The following is a 17,008-nucleotide window of genomic DNA, read 5'->3' as shown; positions in this document are numbered from 1 at the left end:
GAGGCTTCCGGTGTACGCCCGCGCAAAAGGATGGTTCAGCCCTTCACAGCCCCTGCGGTCAGCCCGGCCACGATGCGCTGCTGGAAGATCAGCACCAGGATCACCAGCGGCACCGTCACCACCACCGAGGCCGCCATAATCGAGCCCCAGGGAATCTCAAAGGGGGTGGCCCCACCAAACGAAGCAATGGCCACCGGCACCGTGCGCACGTTGTTGCCAATGGTAAAAGTCAGGGCGAAGAGGTACTCGTTCCAGGCGGCGATAAAAGCCAGCAGGCCGGTGGTCACCAGCCCAGGGCCGGTGAGGGGCAACATTACTTTGATCAGAGTCTGCATGGGCGTGGCCCCGTCTACATAAGCGGCCTCCTCGAGCTCCCGCGGCAAGCCCCGAAAGTAGCCGGTCAGCACCCACACGGTAAAAGGCAGGGTGAAAAGCATATACGAGAGAATCAGACCCGCATGGGTATTAAACAAGCCCGTCTCCCGCAGCAGCACAAACATACCCGAGAGCACCGACACCTGGGGGAACATGGTCATGGCCAGCACGATGTAGAGAACCGCGTTTTTGGGCGGAAAACGCAGCCGGCCCAGGGCATAGGCGGCCATGACCCCCAGCACCAGGCAGATCAGGGTAGCCCCCCCTGCCACAATCAGGGAGTTGAGCAGGTTGCGACCAAACTCCGCTCCGCTAAAGACATTTTGGTAATGCGTAAGGGTGAAGGGCACCGGCAAAAAGCTGGGGTTCGAGCTAAACAGCGCGTCACTGGTCTTGAAGCTGCTAATCACCGCCCAGTAAAAAGGAAACACGCTGTAGACCACAATGAACACCACCAACACATAAAACAGCACCCGCCCAGCGTAATAACCCAGGCCTCTAGTCCTCACCGCGCACCCCCTTCCCGGCCACACGCATGTACAGCACTACAAAGATGAAGATAATCACCAAAATCGCCACCGATATCGCAGAACCGTAACCCAGATCCTGAAAATCAATCAGGGTCTGGCGGTTGTAGATGGCCAGGCTGCGGGTAGCGGTGTTGACCCCCACCATCACGAAAATCACGTCGAAAACCCGCAGGGCATCCAGGGTGCGGAAAATAAGGGCCACCACCAGGGCCGGGGTTAGCAGCGGGAGCGTGAGCGTCCAGAACTGTTGCCACTTACTGGCCCCGTCAATGTCGGCGGCCTCGTAGATGTCGGACGGAATCAGTTGCAGCCCGGCCAAAAGCAGCAAGGCCATGAAGGGGGTGGTCTTCCACACATCCACCGCCACCATGGCCCACAGCACGGTGTTGGGGTTGGCCAGGAAGGCGATTTTGTTGGCTACCAGGCCGGTATTGACCAGGATGACGTTGATCACCCCGTAGATGTCGTTGAGCATCCACTGCCACATCTTGGCCGAGACCACCGTGGGGATGGCCCAGGGAATCAGGATGGCCGCCCGCACAATACCGCGGCCCCTGAAGTTGGAGTGAATCACCAGGGCAATGGCCAGCCCCAAAACGGTCTCGAGAAAAACCGAAACCACCGTAAAGCGCAGCGTGTTCCAGAGCGCACCCCTAAAGTCGGGGTCTTGCAGCAAGAAAATATAGTTCTTTAATCCCACAAACTCCGTGGGCTCTACAAATGAGATATCGGCCCGGTGAAACGAGTAGTAGAACACCTGCGCCAGGGGGTAGCCCGCCACAAACGCCACCACCAAGAGCGTGGGCAGTACCAGCAGCCAGGCTAGGCGGGTTTGCCGAATAGTAAGCATCTATGACACACCTCCATTCAAGTTAGCCCTCAGGAGCTGGCTATTTTTCTAGATGCCGCTACTATATCGCTTTATATGACCACTTTCCAGCATTACCGTTCGATGCAGTCTTCGCTATATAAAGAAATGGGGCCGGAGAACCGACCCCACTCCTTATCAAAGCACCACCGCAAACTTTAGCGCAGAATGCGCCGGAAAGCGGCTTCCATATCCCGCACAGCCTGGGCTGCGGGCTTACGTCCGGTGATGGCTTCGTGTACGCCCGTCCAGAAGGCCTCGGAGACCTGGTTGTAGCGGGCCCCCGCTACGCCCGAAGGACGGCCCACGGCGTTCTGGAAGACCGGCAGCAGATCTTTGAAGAAGGCGTTCTTAGCCAGCACCTGGGGGTCGTTGTAGAGGGCAGGCCGGGTGGGCAGGCGCGAAAGGCTGATGGCGTTGTCTTTCTGGACTTCCACGCTGGTCAGGTACTTGACCAGATCAGCAGCAACCCGCTGGTTGCGCGAGTAGGCCGAGACCATCAACTGCCAGCCGCCCAGGGTAGCAGCGTTGCGACCACCCGAACCCGCGCCACGGGGCAGCACGGTCACACCGATTTTGCCCCGCACCGCACTGCCCTCGCTCTGGCCCAGGCTATAAGCGTAGGGCCAGTTGCGCATGAAGGCAGCATTACCCGATTGGAAGGCATTGCGGGCTTCCTCTTCAGCATAGCTGGTCACCCCTGGGGGGGAGATACGGCCCACCCAGCTCCGTACCATGTTGAGAGCGGCAATGGCTTGGGGGTTGTTGATGGTGATGCGGCCATCGGGCTCGATGATGCGGCCGCCGCCCATGGAGTAGATCCACTCCAGGGCATCGCAGGTCAGGCCTTCATAAGCCTTGCCCTGCCAGACAAAACCCCAGAAGTCGCGGTTACCGGCCTGACGCTCACCGGCCTGAATCCTGGTGGCCATCTGGTCAAGCTCGGTCCAGGTCTGGGGCGGGCGTTGATACCCGTACTTTTGCAGCAGGTCGGTGCGGTAGTAGAGCAAGCCCGCATCTGTGAAGAAAGGAATCGAGGTTAGCTTGCCCCGGATGGTGTTGTTCTCCACGATGCGGGGGAAGAACTGGCCCAGCTCGGCTTCAGTGAAGAACTGCTTAAGATCCGCCGCGTGGGGTGCCACAATACCGGGCCAGATCACGTCGATCATGTAGACATCTACATCGGGGCTGCGGGCTGCCCAGTACTGCTGATACAGGGCCAGGCGGTCGTTGGTATCAGCGGGGGAATCAATGTACTCGATTTTGTTGCCGGTTTTCTGGGCCCACTCTTCCGCTTTGGCCTTCATCCAACGGCCGCCCTCACCCACCGCGGTCGAGTCGCCTGCAACACGGATGGTTACCCCCTGGGCGAAGGCCAGACCCCCCAGCGTAAGGGTCAGGGCCAATGCGCCTAAAAGCCACTTCTTCATGTCTCCTCCTATTTCGTTGGAAGTGCTTCCAAAACAGGCCAACCAAAAAGCAAGATTGGCGATATTCTGTTTTTTAGAAGAACTTCCTGCGTGAAGTCTATACCAGCCACCCCATACTGTCAACTCGGTGTAATCGGTCAATACATTTGAGACTCCAGGGGAACCGACACCTCCTGTAGCTTAGCCAGGTACTCCACCGGCGCCAACCCCCCCAGGGCCATGTGCGGCCGGTGCAGGTTGTAGTGCTCCAGATAACCCTCCAGCTCCCCTTGAATAGCCTCTATCCCCAGCGGTAAAGCCCGCGTGTAAAACTCATCCCGAAACGTCCGCTGCAGCCGCTCTACCATCCCGTTCAGCTTCGGACTCCTCGGCGGCAAAACAAAAAGCTCTATCCCCAATACCCGACAACCCTCCTCAAACTCCGCCATGAACTCGCTGCCCCCATCCACCTGGATCGCACGGATGACACAAGGACATCGCCGCACCAGCTGCTGCAGAAAATCCAGCGCCGTCTTAGCACTCGCCCGGCTGTACACCCCCGCCGTCCCCCAGCGGCTTACCGTGTCCACCGCCGTAAACTGCCGCAGACCCGTCCCGTCCCCCAGATCCACCCACAGCGTATCCACCTGTACCAGATCCCCAGGCCGCAGCGCCGTGTACTCCGCGGGCTTCCTCCGGGCATAGGGCCGCTGGCTCTTCCTGCGCAAACGGGCCTTACGGTTTCTGGCCAGGAAAGCGCTCACCGGCTCCACCCGGCCGCTTCGCTCCAGGTAGCTCAGGATGCGTCCTACCGTGCGTTCGCTTAGGGTGTAGCCCTCTCTGTGCAGTCTCTGCCCGATGCGCCAGCGGCCCCAGGTGGGGTTTTGTTTGCGCAGCCGCTCTATGCGTATGAGGACATCGGGTTTCCAGTGTACCTTCCGGCGCAGCTTCCTGGGTTTGCGGCTTTTGGGTTTGAGGCCGGCAAGGTCTTGTTCTTCGAGTCTTTTTTTCCAGCGGTGGTAGGTGGCCTTGCTGATGCCTACCAGCTTTTGGACTTCGTCCCAGGGAACTTTCTTTTTTCTGAGGGTCTCTACCAGTTTGAGCTTCCGCAGGCGCTCGGCCACGACGGGGTCGCCGGCGCCTGCTTGTTCGAGCTGGCTGGCTTGGTTGGCGGCTTTGAGCAGGGGTTTTCCAACTGTAGTAAGCTGCATCTGGGGGAACCTCCTTTCCAGAGTCGGTTCCCCCTATTCTCTTTCGCTCAGAGTCTCACATGTATCCGGCCGAGCACACTCGGCAAATTGCCCAACAAGTGGCACAGGAACAGCAAAAAACCAACGCGGCCACTGCGCGTGTTTGAAGGCCGTCTAATACCAGATTCGGTTGGTTCAGCACTGAAAGGATGTCTATCTTTTGAATCCAGCATCATAAGACACCCTCGTTTTAGCTCACGGCCAGCATGATGCTCCAACAGCCAGCAGCGCTCTTTGCTCGAGGTGATACCGGATTCAAAAAGATAGTCATCCAAAGCAAAGACCTCCAGAGGCTATCTTTTTGAATCCTAGAGCACTCCCTTTGGTCGGGTTAGTTCGCCGCCTTCCGGCGCCGAACTAACCGAATCTGGTATGAGGGGTGGAGTGCCCCGCTTCCAGAGCACCCCTACCCGGTATGGGCTTTTGGGTCAGCAAGCCACGCCTTAGCTCATCCGCACTTGCTATACCCGCAGCTATAGCACTTGACGCAGCCCTCCTCGCGCACCAGGCTGGTATCGCCGCACTCCGGACACTTGCCCAGGCCGGTTTTTGGCTGGATGTTCTGGATGGGTGCGGTCATGGCCCGTTGCATGGCCTGGGGCACCATCTGGTCGTCGAGGGGCATCTGGGCGGCTTTACGCTCGGCCTCGGCAATCTGGACTTTGCCGCTGGTCTCGAGGGCCACCGCAATCAGGTCGGCCTTGCTGGTCACGAAGCGGCCCTGGTAGCTGCCGTACAACCCACCATTGATGCCGCGCAGGGTTTTGACCAGTTCGGCCACCGGCACACCGTATTGCAGGGCCTTGGAGATGATGCGGCCCAGCGCCTCGCTATCGGCGTTGGCCTCGTCGCCGGCCTTGCCCGAGGTCAGAATTACCTCCACCGGGTGCTCACCCTGCATATTCACCGTAACCAGGAAGCTCCGGCGGGTGCCATCGGCGGCAGTCAGCTTGACCATATCGGTGTAGCCCACCAGCCGGCCGGTGCGCTCGAAGATGGGGCGGGCGGTGCGTTCCGGGCTGGGCGGAACCTCCAGAAGGGCCGGCTGTACGGCCACCGTCTCCTGGCTCTTGGCCCCGGTCTTCTCCTCTTTCTTTTCTTCTTTGCTAACCGAGAGCACCTGGAACTCGCGGCTGCCATCACGGTAAACCGTAATGCCCTTGCAGCCGGTTCTGTAGGCCTCGGTGTAGGCCGCCTCTACGTCTTCTACAGTGGCCTGGTTGGGCAGGTTGATGGTCTTGGAGAGCGAGTTGGCCGCGTAGCCCTCGGCGTCGAAGGCGGTCTGCACCACGCCCTGCATACGCACGTGATCCAGCGGGGGCACGTCGTGGGCCCCTTCAAACACCGAGGCGATGGGGGCGGGGATGCCCTCCAGACCCTTCACGCTGCCGTGGTTGGCCTGGATGGCCTCGATGATGGCGTCCCAGTTCCAGGCCCCGTCTTTCTCGAAGGGCCCGGTGGCCGGGAACTGCTCCATCATCTCCACGAATAAGGGGTGTAGCAGGGCTTTGTACTGTCCGCCGATGCGCCGCCACATGAAGGGCGAGAACATGGGCTCGATGCCGCTCGAGACCCCCATCAGCATGCTGGTGGTGCCGGTGGGGGCCACCGTCAGCACTGCCACGTTGCGCCGGGGGCGGATGCCCAGCGCCTCGAAAGCGGCCCGGTTCTGTTCGTACACCGGGAAAACCCCACGCTCCTGGCCCAGCCGCTCCGACTCCGCGATGGCCTCCTCGCGCATGGCGTTCATCACCTCGGCCACCACCCGGCGGCCCGCCTCGGAGGAGTAGGGCAGCCCCATCTTGATGAGCATGTCGGCCAGGCCCATCACCCCCAGGCCCAGGCGGCGCAGGCTCTGGCTGGCAACGCGGTTGTCCTCGAGGGCAAACACGTTCACGTCCAGCACGTTGTCCAAAAAGCGGATCGCGGTGCGCACATCTTTGCGGAACTCGGCAAAGTTGAACTCCCCCTTCTCCACATAAGCGGCCAGGTTGATGGCTCCCAGGTCGCAGGGCTCGCCTACGGTGAGCGGGATCTCCCCGCACGGGTTTGTGCTTTTTATCACATACCTTTCTCCTAGGTTTTTCAGCGCCGAAAGCTCGTTGATGCGATCCACAAAGATCAGGCCCGGCTCACCAGTGGCCCAGGCGTGCCAGGCGATCTCGTGCCAGAGCCATTTGGCCGGCACTTTACCTCCGTAGACTGGAATGGGACGGGCGCCGTCCTGGGTGCGCTCGGGCAGGTCGGGCAGCACGCCCGTGTAGGGCCCCTGTACCGGGTAGGGGTAGTATTTGCCTGGCACCTCCGAAGGTTCAACTGCCCATAGTCCATCAGCCTGTAGAGTTTGCCAGAAAGCTTCGGTGACCAGAATCGAGATGTTAAAAGTTGAGATATCGCCCTCGCTGGCCTCGCGGTCGAGATCCTTGGCGGTAAGGAAGTCCAGCAGGTCGGGGTGGTCGATGGCAATTGTGGCCATCCCAGCGCCGCGCCGGGTTCCGCCTTGCCTCACCACCCGCAGCACCGGCGCGTACACATAGCGCAGGGTGGCCACGGGGCCGGCTTTTTCGGCCCCTAGGTTGGCCCATTCCAAAAAGTTATCGAAGATCTCCACCAAAAAGCTCACCGGGCCGCTGCTGGTGCCGCCGCTGCCTCGGATGGGCGCCCCTTCGGGCCGCAGGCTGCTAAAGTCCACATGGGGTTCCTGGCCCTTTACAGCCAGGCTCAAAGCCGATTTGGCCGCCTCGATAATGCCGCGCATATCGTCGGGCACCACCAGCGCGTCGCTGGGCTTCTCGCGCACGGTCATCACCCCGTTGCGCCGGGCCAGCGCGGCCAGCTCGGGCTTCAAGAGGCCATACACCACCCGCGTCCAGTTGCGCACGGTGATGGGCTCTTTATCACCATCGGGGTTGATGGGGGGGCGCATCATGCCTTTGATGAAATCCTCGACGTCGGCATGGTTGGCGGCAATGTAAGCGAAGCCGCGCACCGTGCCACGAGGGCCGGCATGTTTGCGCGAAACGTATGGGTCAAGGTTGACGCCGTTGCCCCCACCTACCTTGGTTACCAAGGCCAGCTTGGTTGCCACCTCCATCACCCCATCAAAACTGCTGGGGTCGTGTTCAGTGGCACCCTGTACAAAGCAGTTGAGCACATTCCCGTGTTGGGTTCCTGCACCCGCCAACACCCGCCCGCCCGGGCAAAAGCGTTTGGAAGCCATCAACCGGTAAAACTGCTCGCTCCAGTACTGCTTATCCTGCTCGGATTTTTCCGGCGAGGCCACCCAGGTAGCCACCCGGCGAAACATGCCAAACACATCCCCATCGCCTGGCTGCATGTACTGGCGTTTGGCAATGGCTTGAGCATGATCATCAAACAGTGCAGGTTCAAAGCCATTCATGGACTCCTCCAAAATTTTCGAACAAGAACCCCCCAGCCACCCTGGTGGCACTACATATAGGGGCTTCCGCGCTAAATGCTACTACTGGTTGTATATCCGTGGCAAGTAGCCGGGAAACCATTAAGCGGGTGGTATGATGTGAGCATAATACATCAAGGCCGGTGCAAAGGCAACATTCATATGTTGTGGATTTATGCATGTTTTACCACTACTTGCAGTGGTTCAATCTAAGAAATGTCTGTTGTAGACAGAAGACCCCGGCAAACCTTTTTAGGACTTACGCAGTTGGGTGAAGGATGTGTATGGGATTGGCCAGGTAACTTCGTATCGCCTCGCGGATAATGCTTGCCTTGGACTCATACCAACTCACCCCCGTTCGCAAGCGGTACACCTCCAGCCTCAGAAAAGCACGTAGGGACAGAAGAAGGTGGCCCAGGATAGAGGCCCTCTTTCTCACCTGGGCCCGCTCCACCCCGCAACACCCCTTGAGCCCCCGGTGGTAGACCTCGATACCCCAGCCTGCCCGCTCCAACTCCCCCCGCCGACCTTCAGTCATCCCCAGGTCGTTGGTCGCCCAGTGCTCCGCGTCCCCGTCTTTCGAAACCGTCCGGAACACCCTGACCAGACCAAAACCCCTCAGGTGCACCACCCGCCCCTCCGGCGGTATCTCCACCTCGCTCACCGGCCGAAGCCCCTCCCTATCCGGGTTCACCTGCCGGTTCCCCTTCAGCCGCGTGAGGAAGCGCCAGCCCAGGCGAGCAATCTCCTTCAGGTTCTCCAGCGAAGCGTACCAGCTATCCATTAGCACGTACGCTGGAGCAAACCCCCGTCCCTTGGCTACCCGCAGCATCTCCATAAAGTGCTCGTTCTTGGTCTTCCCTTCCCAGGGCTTGTCATAAATCCTGAAGTCGCAGGGGATGAGGGCCTGGCCCTCCGTCCACAGCAGGGTCATGAGGGCGATCCCCTTGACCACCCGCTGGTGCTTGCCGCTCCAGTGGTAGGTCACCAGCTCCATCCGCTGGGCGTAGGGTTTATCCAGGGTGGTGTCGTCCAGGATCAGAAGCCCCCGGCTGGGCTCCACCACGGCCCTGGCCTCCTGCCACAGCGCCTCCGTGTCGGGAGGCTGTCGCTGGAGCAGGCGGGTGAAGGCGTCGTGGGCGGGAGCGCTGGGTTCCTCGGGTTGGCAGCGGGCGGCCTCGGTACAGGTGAAGACCCTCTGGGCGGCGATGAGGAAGTGGATATAGTCCAGGTCGGTGCACTTTGGGGGGTTCATGGCAGCTAACTCCTCTTGGCCTGTTTGCTTTGCAGAAAAGGGTAGCCGAGTAGAGGGGTGAGGGGCAACTGCGTAACTCCTACTTTTATTCGTGGGCCTGCCATACCGCTAGAGTAAAGGGCTCCAGAACACCGTCTTCTAAATACCCCCCTGCACACCGGCCCGATTTACCCGACAGCAGGTCAACCGCCTGCCCGCCCCGCGGCCACACCCCATGTAGGGGAATGTTGACGCGCCAGGGTTCCGGGGAGGCATTAATCGTTACCACCACGCTGGACTGCTCGAGGGTGCGGGCAAAGGCCAGGTGGCCGTCCTGGGCATACAGATACTGGTAGCGCCCCCGGCGCAGCGCTGGCAACGACCGGCGCAAGGCCGACATCTGCTGGATGATCTGCTGAATGGATTTGTGCCAGCGAGACTCATCCCAGATCATGCCCCGGCGGTTGTCGGGGTCGTGGCCTCCGGCCATGCCGATCTCGTCGCCGTAGTAGACCGTGGGTGCACCCGGAAGGGTGAAAAGCATGGCAAAGGCCAGCCGCACCCGCTCAGTCTGACCGCGCAAAATACTGAAGATTCTGGGGGTGTCGTGCGAGGTCATGATGTTCATCTGCGCGGTCACGATCTCCCAGTCGTAGCGGCGGAAGAGATCCTCGAGGCGGTGGTGGCAGGCCATGGCCCCCAAACTTTCCAGCCGCCCCAGGCCGCTCTTGGCCGCCAGGTCTTTGTCCAGCGCATCGGCCCCCACAAAACCCAGGATGGCCCGTCCCAGGGGATAGTTCATCACCGCATCGAATTGATCACCCTGCAACCAGCGGCTGGCGTCGTCCCAGATCTCACCCACGATGTAGGCCTCGGGGTTCCGGGCCTTAACCCGCCGGCGGAACTCACGCCAAAAATCGTCGTCGTCGATCTCGTTGGGCACGTCCAGACGCCAGCCATCGATGCCGTACTGAAGCCAGTATTCCGCCACCGAGAGCAGATACTCACGGCACTCGGGGTTGGCGGTGTTGAACTTAGGCAGCTCGGGGTTGTTCCACCAGGCCGCGTAGTTGGGGTGTTTGCTGTAAGCGTTCAGGGGAAACTTGTAGATGTGAAACCAGTCCAGGTAGGGCGAGGCCGCCTCGTTTTCCATGATGTGCTGAAAAGCAAAGTGGGCCCGGCCGCAGTGATTGAAGACCCCGTCCAGCACCACCCGCATATCGCGCCGGTGGGCCTCTTCCACCAGACACCGCAGGGCCTCGTTGCCCCCCAGGATGGGGTCTACCTGGAAGTAGTCGCTGGTGTGGTAGCGGTGGTTGGCCGTTGAGGCAAAGATGGGGCAGAAGTACAGGGCGTTGAAGCCCTGCTGCTTGATATAGTCCAGCTTCTCGATGACCCCCCAAAGGTTGCCCCCCTTGAAGCCGCGCAGGGTAGGGGGCGCCTCCCAGGCTTCAAAAGCACTTTGCACCGGTGCAGGTTGGCCCGCAGGCCCCTGCCCTATGTAAAAGCGATCTGGAAATATCTGGTAGAAAACCGCGTCTTTGACCCAATCTGGTGTCATCCAAACTCCCGCACGTTACCAGGGGTTAGTCTAAACCCTACGGGCTAAATCTCAAGTGGCGCTAAAAGCCCGGCTCTGATAGGATGCCAAAGTTATGCCGCGTGGGAATCTTTTTGTCATGACTGGGGCTTCAGGGGTGGGCAAAGGCACCATACGGGGACGGCTGCTGGAGTACCACCGTATGTACTATTCCATCTCCATGACCACCCGCCCGCCCAGGCCGGGTGAGCGCAATGGGGTGGACTATTACTTCGTGAGCAAGGCCGAGTTTGAAAGTCGGATAGCGCAGAACGGTTTTCTCGAGTGGGCCCAGTATGTCGACGACTACTATGGCACCCCCAAAGAACCCGTTGAAGAAGCCCTGAGCAAGGGGCAGGATGTGCTCCTGGAAATCGAGGTGCAGGGGGCTTTGCAGGTCAAGCAAGCCCTACCCGAAGCCATCCTGGTTTTCATCATCCCGCCCTCCCTCTCAGAGTTACGGCGGCGCTTGTTGGTACGCGGCACCGACAGCCTGCCCAAGATTCGCAAGCGGCTCGAGCGGGCCATAGAGGAGATCCGCATGGCCGACCGCTTTAAGTACGTACTGGTCAACGACCAGCTCGATAAGGCGGTCTCCGACTTCGCCGCCATCATCCAGGCCGAGCGGCTGTTGCAGCCCCGTATGCGCGAGGCCATCGAGCGGGCGCTCTCCATAGACCCCGCCCTGGAAAAAGAGCTTGACGAGCTCGAGCGCAAACGGCTCGAGGCAGGCGAGGCTGGTTCATAGGCCTCAGCAAGAAAGGTCGGTTTGCACGTTGAAACCATTGCTTTGCTCTGGAAACTCAAGTATCGGTTCTGGTCTTTGATGTACAATCGAAACTTGGTTGTAGAGGTATACCTATGGCAGAACCCGGCATCGACACCCTTCTAACCCTGACCGATTCAAAGTACCGCTTGACCGTGGTGACGGCCAAGCGGGCTCAACAGCTTTTGCGTTACGACTTCAAGAACACCGTTCTGAGCCCCGACGAGTACCCCCGGATGCACACCCTGGAAGGCGACAAGCCCGACCCCAACGCTGTCACCTGGGCTATGCAAGAACTCAAAACCGGGCGGCTTCTCATCGGTGAAAACCTCATCGCGGAAGATCGGCTCACCAAATTCCTCGACCAGATGTACCCGCGCGAGGTCATCGAGCCCGCCGACTGAAACGCGCCTTTGTAGGGTGTGGGCTGCCCTGCACAGTCCGCATCTTCATGCATTGAGCCAAAACCAAGAAAGCCTTTTGCGTCGCCTATATTTCTTGGAACATTGCTGCGGAGCCCTGTATAATCTCAATTCGGTATTCAGGGAGTTGCTATGGCAAGCAAGGAACAGAGGCACCGCGCTATCCAGGAAATTATCAGCCGCGAGAGCATTTCCACCCAGGCCCAGTTGGTGGAGCGGCTGCGCAACATGAACTTCGACGTAACCCAGGCCACCGTCAGCCGGGATATCAGTGAGTTGCGCCTGGTGCGGGTTCCGCTAGGGCGGGGGAAACACAAATATGCCCTGGCCCACCTCGAGCTCTCCGAAGATGTTATGGATGAATTGCGGCGCATCTTCCCCACCTTCGTGCGGGATGTAGACCGTGGGGAGAACATCGTGGTATTGAAGGTCTCGGAGGGGCACGCTTCGGGTATTGCACTCCTGATCGACCGGCTTCGGCGCGACGACATCGTGGGCACCATTGCCGGCGAGGATTCGATTCTGGTAGTTGGCCGCACCATTCAGGCTGCCGAGGCCCTGCAAGAGGAGTTTGAGGCGCTCCTAACCCAAGGATCTGATACGATGTGACAAGCCTCAGCGATACCACCGAAATGCTCTTCTAAAACCGGTACGGCCCCGCACCCGGCCTTCGTTCTGCTAACAGCAAAACGAATGTGATACCCTGTTCTTGGTATGCTAGAGCGCCTCGAGGTGCAAAACTTGGCTGTTCTGGAGCAGGTGGCGCTCGATTTCAGCCCTGGGCTCACCGTGCTTACCGGCGAAACCGGTGCCGGCAAAAGTGTGCTGGTAGATGCCTTATCGCTTCTGCTGGGGGAGAGAGCCGAGGGGCTGGTACGCCCTGGGGCCGAAACCCTCCTGGTAACGGCCTTTTTCAACGGGAAAAGCCTCTCGCGCAAGGTGGCCCAGGGACGCAGCACCGCCCGCATCGATGGGGAGGTGGTAAGCCTGCGAGAGTTAAGCGAGGAGGCCGCCCAGCACCTAACTATCCATGCCCAGCACGCCTCGCTGGCCCTCTTTAGTCGCAAAGCCCAGCGCAAACTGCTGGATTCTCAGGTCAAGCCCGACTTGCTGCTGCGCTACCAGGACGCCTACGAGCAGTACCAGTCCATTTTGCGCGAGACGGAGCGCCTGGAAACTGCGGCGCGCGAACGCGAGCGGAGGCTGGACATCCTGCGTTTTCAGATTGCGGAAATAGATCAGGCCCGGCTGGTGGTAGGAGAAGAGGAGCAGCTCAGGCAAGAGGCGGAGCGCTTGCGGCACCTCGAGGCCCTGCGCGAGCGGGTTTCGGCAGCGATAGGCGCGCTGAGTGGGGAAGGCGACGCCCTGGGGCTGGTTGCGCTGGCCTCGAGGGAGGTCAGGGCAGGGGGCCGCTTTGATGCTCATCTGGAGAGCCTGAGCCGCGACCTCGAGAATGCCCTGGATGCACTTCGGGCAGTGAGCCGCGAGCTGGAAGATTATCTGGAAAACCTCGAGGCCGACCCCCAACGCCTCGACGAGGTGGAGGCCCGGCTGGCCCTGATCGAGAAACTGGGGCGCAAGTACGGTGAAGGCATCCCGGCCATCCTGGAGTTTGCCGAGGCCGCCCGACGGGAGCTGGCGGAGCTCGAGGGGGCCGAGGATCGGCTAAGCCAGCTCTATAGCCAAAAAGAAAATGCCTGGAAGGCGCTCCTGGAAGCAGGGCAGCAGCTCACCGCAGCCCGCGCCCAGGCCGCAGAGAATCTGTCGCGCCGGGCCGGTGAAGAAATACAGGCCCTGGGCATGCCGGCTGCCCAGTTTCAAGTAGGTCTGGTGCCTTTGGAGCAGCCAGGCCCCGAGGGGCTCGAGGAGGTACAGCTGCTTTTTTCGGCCAACCCCGGCCTGGGCCTGGCCCCGCTGGAAAAGGCCGCCTCGGGCGGTGAGCTTTCGCGGGTCATGCTGGCCCTGGCCCTGTTGACCGGAACCGGGGCCGAAACGGTGGTGTTCGACGAGATAGACGCCGGGGTGGGGGGCGAGGCCGCCTGGCAGGTGGCCGAGCGGCTGGCGCGGCTGGCCCAGGAACGCCAGGTGCTGGTGGTAACCCACCTTCCACAAATCGCCGCTCGAGCCCAGAACCACTACCGGGTGGTCAAGCGCGGTAGCAGTGTAGAAATTCAGCAGGTGCAGGATGAAGAGCGGGTGCGCGAGCTAGCCCGGATGCTCTCGGGCAGCTACTCCGAGGCAGCCCTCGAGCACGCGCGCGAACTGCTGCTGGGGGTGATGCCAGGTTCGGCGCCTTCCGACGGCGAACCAACCCGACCGAAGTTATCCGCATAACCGAGGGCGATACCGCCCCTTGGAAGGGCGTGCTCTAGGCTACAAAAAGACAGCCGCTACAAGCTAGCCGAGCTTGAGCAAAACCCGCACCCCATCCGCCACGTACTGCACGGCCAGCGCGGCCAGCAGGATACCCAGCACCCGGGTGATCACGTTGATACCGGTGCGGCCCAGCGAGCTCGAGAACTTGAGCGCAGCCCTGAGCGACCAGTAGGTCAGAAACAGCACCAACGCGGCCATAGCCAGCACCACCACGAACCCCCATATTCCCGCCGGGGCCGACCCAGTCAGAATCAGTACCCCGGCCAGGGTGCCAGGCCCAGCGATGAGGGGGATGGCCAGGGGAAAGACCGAGATATCGGTTCGGGCTTGTGACTCGGCGTGCTCTTCGTCGGTCTCGCGCTCGAGCTGAGCATTGATCATGTCCAGGGCGATTTTGAACAGCAGCAGCCCCCCGGCCACCTTGAAGGCCTCGAGGCTGATGCCCAGGTGGCGGAGGATCATCCCACCCAGTATGGCAAAGCCCAGTATCAGGAGCCCGGCAACCAGGGTAGAGCGCAGGGCGATTTTCTTCTGCTCCTGGTAGCTACGAACGCCGACCAACCCCAAAAAAAGCGGGATCAAGCCAATGGGGTCTATCAGCACAAAAAGGGTCAGAAAGGCCTTGATAGCGAACTCAATCATGGACAGGGGGTTTCCTCCGGGATCCTGCAATCCCTACAACAAAAAGCAAGTTTAGCATACGTTCCCAGGTACTGGGCACCCGCTCGAGGTACTTTTGTCTCCACCAAAGCCTTATACTAAAGGCCACAAGGAGGTCAACCATGATTCGCACTGTCGCCCTCGTAGGGCACAGCGGCAGCGGTAAAACCACCCTCGGTGAGGCGCTCCTGTACTTCACCGGGGGCAAGGATCGCATGGGCAAGGTAGAAGAGGGCAGCACCACCTCGGACTACACCCCGGAGGAAAAAGCCCACCGGGTCTCGGTTCGCACAGCGGTGCTGCCCCTGACCTACCAAGGGCACCGCATTTACCTGCTCGACGCCCCCGGCTATACCGATTTTGTGGGCGAAATTCGGGGCGCCATGGAGGCCGCCGACGCAGCGGTGGTGGCGGTTTCGGCAGAGGCGGGGGTGCAGATTGGCACCGAGCGGGCCTGGACGGTGGCCGAGCGGCTGGAGCTACCCCGAATGGTGGTGGTCACCAAGCTGGAAAAAGGGGGCGATTTTTTTGCCCTGCTCGAGGATCTGCGCTCCACCCTAGGCCCCATCCTCCCAGCCCACCTGCCCCTCTACGAGAACGGCCAGTGGATTGGGCTGATTGATGTGCTGCACGACCGGGCCTTCCGCTACGACAAGGGCCGCCCGGTGATTACCAGCATCCCCGAAGGCCAGCAAGCCCAGGTGGAAAAATACCGTAACGAAGCCCGCGAGGCCATCATCGAGACCGATGAAAGCCTGCTGGAAAAGTACCTCGAGGGCGGCGAAGTGGAGGAGGTGGCCCTCTCGCGGGCCTTCCACGAGGCGGTGCGTAAAGGCCAGGTTTTCCCGGTGGCCATCGGCTCCTCCGCGGCTCTGATCGGGCTGGATATGCTGCTCGACCTGTTCCTCGAGGCCCTTCCCTCCCCCGAAGAACGCTGGGGCCAGGGCAGTCCGGCGGCGAAAGTGTTTAAAGTGCAGGTAGACCCCTTCATGGGGCAGGTGGCTTTTGCCCGGCTGTATCGCGGCAGGCTCAAGGCCGGCGACACCTTGCAGTCCGATAATGGCACGGTTCGGCTGGCCCACCTCTACACCGCCAAAGGCAAGGACTTGATCGAACTCGAGGAGGCCGAGGCGGGCACCATCCTGGCCCTGCCCAAAGCCGATGGCCTGCACAAGGGTATGGAGCTTTGGCAGGGGGAGCGCCTGGAGTTTCCCTCGGCCCGCCTGCCCGACCCGGTAGCGATGGTGGCCATCACACCCGAGTCGCGCGCCGACGAGGCTAAACTTGGCGACGCTTTACGCAAGCTGCTGGAAGAAGACCCCAGCCTAAGGTTCGAGCGCAACCCCGAGACCGGCGAACAGATCCTGTGGGGCATGGGCGACCTGCACCTCGAGACCGCCAAGGAACGCCTGGCCGACTATGGGGTCAAAATTATCAGCCGCCCCCCCAAAATCCCCTACCGGGAGACCATCCGCAAGAAGGCCGAAGGACAGGGCAAGCACAAAAAACAAACCGGCGGGCACGGGCAGTACGGCGATGTATGGCTGCGGCTGGAGCCCCACCCCGACTACGAGTTTGTCTGGGAGATTACCGGCGGGGTGATCCCCACCAAGTACATGGAAGCGGTGGAGATGGGCATCAAAGAGGCCGCCAAAACCGGGCCGCTGGCGGGTTATCCGGTCATCGGCTTCCGGGCAGTGGTGTACCACGGCTCCTACCACGAGGTGGATAGCTCGGATATGGCTTTCCAACTGGCCGCCCAGCTGGCCTTCCGAAACGTGGTCACCCAGGCCAGCCCCACCCTGCTCGAGCCCATCTACACCTTGAAGATTTTTGTTCCCCAGGACCGCGTGGGCGATATTTTGTCGGATATGCAGTCCCGGCGTGGACGCATCCTGGGCCTGGATCAGGAGGGGGCCCTGGCCGTGGTGAGCGCCGAAGCCCCCCTGGTTGAGTTGCTCGAGTACAGCCGCACCCTATCGGGGCTCACCCAGGGCACCGGCGCTTATAGCCTCGAGTTCTCCCACTACGCCGAGGTACCCCCCAACCTGGCCCAGAAGGTGATCGCCGAACGACAGAAGGCTGAAGCCTAGGGCCTGCTACAAGGGCAAAAGACCACAT

Annotated in this window: 12 protein-coding genes and 1 pseudogene; 5 read left to right on the top strand and 8 right to left on the bottom strand. The window is 60.9% G+C overall.

What is annotated here, in order from left to right:
* Nucleotides 1–35: 35 nt before the first annotated feature.
* The 7 genes and pseudogenes from MTAI_RS04575 to MTAI_RS04545 all read right to left on the bottom strand — a co-directional run bounded on the left by MTAI_RS04575 (nucleotide 36) and on the right by MTAI_RS04545 (nucleotide 10,645).
* Nucleotides 36–884, bottom strand: a complete 849-nt coding sequence (locus tag MTAI_RS04575) for a carbohydrate ABC transporter permease (RefSeq protein WP_187388596.1) — start codon at nucleotides 882–884, stop codon at nucleotides 36–38.
* Nucleotides 874–1,755: a carbohydrate ABC transporter permease gene (locus MTAI_RS04570; RefSeq protein WP_027888839.1), complete on the bottom strand. Its 882-nt coding sequence runs from the start codon at nucleotides 1,753–1,755 to the stop codon at nucleotides 874–876. Before MTAI_RS04570 ends, MTAI_RS04575 begins: the two co-directional genes overlap by 11 nt.
* Before the next feature lie 176 nt (nucleotides 1,756–1,931).
* On the bottom strand, nucleotides 1,932–3,203 hold the full coding sequence (locus MTAI_RS04565; protein ID WP_027888840.1) for an ABC transporter substrate-binding protein: 1,272 nt from the start codon (nucleotides 3,201–3,203) through the stop codon (nucleotides 1,932–1,934).
* Nucleotides 3,204–3,323: 120 nt separating this feature from the next.
* Nucleotides 3,324–4,393: pseudogene (locus MTAI_RS04560) on the bottom strand (integrase core domain-containing protein); the annotation flags it as partial.
* A gap of 487 nt (nucleotides 4,394–4,880) precedes the next feature.
* A complete protein-coding gene (locus MTAI_RS04555) occupies nucleotides 4,881–7,832 on the bottom strand; it encodes an adenosylcobalamin-dependent ribonucleoside-diphosphate reductase (RefSeq protein ID WP_027888841.1) in 2,952 nt (983 codons plus the stop codon).
* 277 nt (nucleotides 7,833–8,109) lie between these two features.
* Nucleotides 8,110–9,105 carry an IS701 family transposase gene (locus tag MTAI_RS04550; RefSeq protein ID WP_187388537.1) on the bottom strand — a complete coding sequence of 332 codons (996 nt, stop codon included), beginning with the start codon at nucleotides 9,103–9,105 and terminating at the stop codon, nucleotides 8,110–8,112.
* Nucleotides 9,106–9,190: 85 nt separating this feature from the next.
* On the bottom strand, nucleotides 9,191–10,645 hold the full coding sequence (locus MTAI_RS04545) for a glycoside hydrolase family 13 protein (protein WP_027887179.1): 1,455 nt from the start codon (nucleotides 10,643–10,645) through the stop codon (nucleotides 9,191–9,193).
* A 94-nt stretch (nucleotides 10,646–10,739) separates the two neighbouring features.
* On the opposite strand from MTAI_RS04545, the gene gmk reads away from it, so the two are divergent.
* The 4 genes from gmk to MTAI_RS04525 all read left to right on the top strand — a co-directional run bounded on the left by gmk (nucleotide 10,740) and on the right by MTAI_RS04525 (nucleotide 14,185).
* On the top strand, nucleotides 10,740–11,411 hold the full coding sequence (gene gmk / locus MTAI_RS04540) for a guanylate kinase (RefSeq protein WP_027887178.1): 672 nt from the start codon (nucleotides 10,740–10,742) through the stop codon (nucleotides 11,409–11,411).
* Between the two features lie 113 nt (nucleotides 11,412–11,524).
* On the top strand, nucleotides 11,525–11,833 hold the full coding sequence (gene rpoZ / locus MTAI_RS04535; RefSeq protein ID WP_027887177.1) for a DNA-directed RNA polymerase subunit omega: 309 nt from the start codon (nucleotides 11,525–11,527) through the stop codon (nucleotides 11,831–11,833).
* A 150-nt stretch (nucleotides 11,834–11,983) separates the two neighbouring features.
* The gene (gene argR, locus MTAI_RS04530; protein WP_027887176.1) at nucleotides 11,984–12,460 is read left to right on the top strand and encodes an arginine repressor; all 477 of its coding nucleotides are present in this window, start codon (nucleotides 11,984–11,986) and stop codon (nucleotides 12,458–12,460) included.
* A 105-nt stretch (nucleotides 12,461–12,565) separates the two neighbouring features.
* Complete coding sequence (locus tag MTAI_RS04525) at nucleotides 12,566–14,185, top strand: DNA repair protein RecN (protein WP_043983320.1); 1,620 nt, start codon at nucleotides 12,566–12,568, stop codon at nucleotides 14,183–14,185.
* Nucleotides 14,186–14,248: 63 nt separating this feature from the next.
* Here the strand turns inward: MTAI_RS04525 and MTAI_RS04520 are convergent, their stop codons facing one another.
* Entirely contained in the window at nucleotides 14,249–14,869 is a 621-nt protein-coding gene (locus tag MTAI_RS04520; protein ID WP_027887175.1) for a MarC family protein, read from the bottom strand.
* Between the two features lie 140 nt (nucleotides 14,870–15,009).
* On the opposite strand from MTAI_RS04520, the gene MTAI_RS04515 reads away from it, so the two are divergent.
* Nucleotides 15,010–16,980 (top strand): elongation factor G, encoded by a 1,971-nt coding sequence (locus MTAI_RS04515; protein ID WP_187388595.1) that lies wholly within the window; start codon nucleotides 15,010–15,012, stop codon nucleotides 16,978–16,980.
* The last annotated feature ends 28 nt before the right edge of the window (nucleotides 16,981–17,008 follow it).

Source organism: Meiothermus taiwanensis WR-220, from assembly GCF_003568585.1.
In the GTDB taxonomy this organism is placed as follows: Bacteria; Deinococcota; Deinococci; order Deinococcales; family Thermaceae; genus Meiothermus; species Meiothermus taiwanensis.
This window is presented reverse-complemented; position numbering and strand designations above follow the sequence as displayed.